This is a genomic window from Bombella favorum, assembly GCF_014048475.1.
Lineage (GTDB): Bacteria > Pseudomonadota > Alphaproteobacteria > Acetobacterales > Acetobacteraceae > Bombella > Bombella favorum.
In genome coordinates this window covers 1-3539 of the sequence record NZ_NWUS01000007.1, presented here as the reverse complement: position 1 = coordinate 3539, position 3539 = coordinate 1, and the positions used below count along the sequence as shown (strand labels likewise).

Genomic DNA, 3539 nt, shown 5'->3' with positions numbered 1-3539 from the left:
CTGCACGCCATGGCTGTAGAGCTCGTCCGAAACACGCCCCATCACCTCACCGACGATCTGCGTGCCGAGCTGGCTGGCCTGTATCTGATTCTGGAGTTTCTGCGCATCAAACCTGTTCGTCAGCGCACCATTGGCATGGTCCACGTCACGGCTGTATGACCCCGTGACATGCCCCGCATTGACCGTGATGGTGTCACTAATAGCGGACTGGCTTTCACTGCTCTCACCATGCGAACGCCCACCACCAAGAAGACCCGCAGAGTTCGCCGCCATCCCCTTGCCAATACCAACAAGCGTCTGCGACAGAGAGCCGGTGATCATGCCGCTCCCGGCACCCGCTTGAAAGCCCACACTCCGGCTCTTCCATGCAGAACTGTTCTCAAGGCTGTGGGCTTCCAGACTGCCCGTATTGAAGTGGTTCTTCTCACGGGACGCCGTGCTGGAGATCACGCCCGCTGTCAGGTTCGTATTGCCCGCAACGTCAATACCAATGCCCTGATCACCCGCATACAGGCCGGAAAGCACCTTCCCCGTCGACGCAAAATGATCCGTTGTCTTCTGGTTCTGATAGCTCGCAGAGACACTGCCTGTGGATGCACCATAAAGCGGTATCTTCACCCCAGCCGTCGCCTGCATGAAAGTACTGCGATAATCTGACGTGTTCTGCGGGCTGGTGATCTCAAGCTCCGCCGCCTTTACATCAATCCGGTGCGCATTGACCTCCGCCCCCTTCAACGTAGTCTTGCCGCCAGACGTCAGGCTGACGCTATTGGTCGCATTCAGGACCGTATCAGCCGCTGTCGCCTGATGGCTCTCCATGTTCGTCCGCTGCATCTGCCCGGAGGCAGACAGGCTGATACCAGCCCCGCTCGTGCCCACACTCGCTTCAACACCAACCGAAAGACCCTTCTGGGTGGTGTGATTCAGGGCACTCTGACGGTTCCAGCCCGCTTCAAGATCAATATTGTTCTTTGCATCAAGACTGATGTCCTTCGCAGCCAGCTGCGCCGCAATGGCACTGATCGACCCGTCATCCGCCAGCCCCGGATGATCGCCACGGGCCACGATGGAAAGCCGGTTGCCCGCCGTGGCCGTACTGTCCAGAACCGTGCTCTGCTCCTGTTCGGAGTGACTTCTGGTCTTCGACATGTCAAACGAGACCGACACGCCGGCAAGAAACCCGCTGCCGCCATTGCTGCCGCCGTCACTTCCCCCACTACTGGAGACCTGCGTGCTGCTGGGCAGACTGGACATTTTGGAAAAGCCGGTATCAACGGCATCACTCAACCCCGTACCCAGCTGATAGGTCCCCTGCATGGCATTGAAGGTCCGCATGCCTCTGCCTTTGGCCTAGCTTGCTGCCAGAGCAGGCTGCACCCTGGATCCAGTGATCATGGCCACATTCCCGGCCTTCAGTGTCAGGTCACCCTTGCCGACACTTATCGTACTAGAGGTCCAGCTCGTCCCATCCCCCGCATCAGTGTCACGGGACTTGCCATAACCGACGGACGTCCGGCTCCCTATGTGAAAGGAAAAATTATATTACAATAAAAAAGCTGAGCTCCTGTTACGGAACTCAGCCTATAGTTTGAAACATAGAATAACACTCAATCACTCTTAAGCGAAAACAGCTTATCATAAGGCAAGTCCACACCAAACCCCACGCCATGCTCATCAAAAATACGTCCTAGTTCTTCACGGAAACCAGGAACAACCCTTTGGTAAGGTTCTTCATCATCCAGACGAAATTTCCTGGCCAATTCCTCACCAGAGTCAGTTGCACTAAACAGACATCCCAACCACATGCGGTCCTCTCTGCTCCGATACATTTCCCTCACCGCGAGCCTGATATCATCCTCAGGGCCATAACAGGAAATCAACCCAGACATTCCCAACCGGGTCAAAGCAGCTATCGATTTTTTATACCATTCCTCCTCTTCCCCTACTCCTGGAAGCCCAAATAGAACTTTCACACTATTGTCTGGCTCAACAGCAAGAATGCCCAGAGATTCCTGATAAAAGTTAATAAACTCAGCGTCAGAGATATTCATAAGTCTGCCTCACTTCCCCTCAGACTGAGGAAATTTTATTTTCACATGTACACTTCCAGCACCCTCGTACATGTCAGGATGCTCATCCAACTCAACAGTATGAGTAGTAACTTCTGTTCTACCACTTGCTGCTTCGCCAGTGCGCCTCACAATATGAGAGATAATTTCCCCGTTCTCATCTAGCACGGGAGTCTTCAAAAGATATTTCTTCGAATTCGTCTCTCCTTCTTTATTGATATCAACCTTCTCAACTTTTCCAACCTCGAAGCCATTCTCCTTGAACCATTTAACAGAATTTTCATAAAAATCGCTAGCAGCTTTCTTAGAATCCACGCTTGGCGGCACTGTCCGTAATGCTGGTTTTTTCTTTTGTCTCTGCTCTCCTATAAAATCACCATTAGAATCACGCCAAGGCGGCAATGCCCCCTGACTGTCCCCTCCTTCTGCAAGAGAAGTATTCGAATCATTATTCGAAGTATTTTTATCATAATTCTGGGGATCCCTAGATACTACCGGATCTGTGAAATTTTGATCCAATACTCCATTCTGATCGATAAGCCGCTTAGGCAGTACCCCCCTCTCAAAATTCGGAGGCTCCAACTCAGGAAAAATCGGTTGATATATATCCTTACCAGACTGTTCATGACGGGCTTGAATTACTCCCTGACGGATACGTTCCAACTCGACCCGTGTAGCCTCTTTATCGTTATTATTCTCTCTGAGAGTATAACGGGCCAATTCTGCCGCAGATACTACCTCGTTGATTTCTTCATCCGTAGGGACATGGACTGTTCCTGGAGGAACAAGCTGTGTCCTGGAAAGAAGAGGATTGCCTGGATCAATATCCTCTATTTCTTTAATATTATTTTTATAGGTTTCTATGTTGAATACATCAACATCACTCAGAAGCTCACCAGTCTCTGCATTACGCTCACCACGAACTTCTCGAATATCTTCTCTCTCTGGCGGCTCAAACGCCTGATTGTACTGCTGGATGGCTGATGCTGCCGACGCTCCGTTCAGGGCGTTGGCCGTGGCATTGCCCGGTCCTGCCACAAGCCCGCCCACAGCTCCCGCCGCACTGGCAATGCCGTTGCTCAGCAGGTTCATCAGGCTGTCATGCAGCTTCGCCTGTGAGCCATATCCACCACTCGGCTGGCCGGTCAGGGCCATAGCAGCACGATCCGCCCAGTCACGGGTGGCTCCCGAAGCAACCGTCCCGGCAAAGACGCTCGTCGCCGTGGCGGCAACATTCCCCCCAGTCACTGCCGCTACGGCTGCACTGCCCCCTGCCTCCAATATGGCTCGGCCCCAGTTGTTCGTTGCACTGTGCTCATCAAAACCCTGCACGCCATGGCTGTAGAGCTCGTCCGAAACACGCCCCATCACCTCACCGACGATCTGCGTGCCGAGCTGGCTGGCCTGTATCTGATTCTGGAGTTTCTGCGCATCAAACCTGTTCGTCAGCGCACCATTGGCATGGTCCAC

The 3539-nt window shown here is 53.0% G+C and carries 3 protein-coding genes; all 3 read right to left on the bottom strand.

Annotated features, from left to right (window positions below):
• Positions 1-1335, bottom strand: a 1335-nt coding sequence (locus CPA57_RS08910; RefSeq protein WP_182082451.1) for a hemagglutinin repeat-containing protein, incomplete at its 3' end; no start/stop codon positions are given.
• A gap of 272 nt (positions 1336-1607) precedes the next feature.
• Positions 1608-2051 carry a hypothetical protein gene (locus tag CPA57_RS08905; protein ID WP_182082450.1) on the bottom strand — a complete coding sequence of 148 codons (444 nt, stop codon included), beginning with the start codon at positions 2049-2051 and terminating at the stop codon, positions 1608-1610.
• A gap of 9 nt (positions 2052-2060) precedes the next feature.
• The gene (locus CPA57_RS08900) at positions 2061-3401 is read right to left on the bottom strand and encodes a hypothetical protein (protein WP_182082449.1); all 1341 of its coding nucleotides are present in this window, start codon (positions 3399-3401) and stop codon (positions 2061-2063) included.
• Between the last annotated feature and the right edge of the window lie 138 nt (positions 3402-3539).

Bases quoted from the DNA above. Each gene is read 5' to 3' on its own strand.
- CPA57_RS08905 (WP_182082450.1), bottom strand. From the start codon at position 2,051: ATGAATATCTCTGACGCTGAGTTTATTAACTTTTATCAGGAATCTCTG.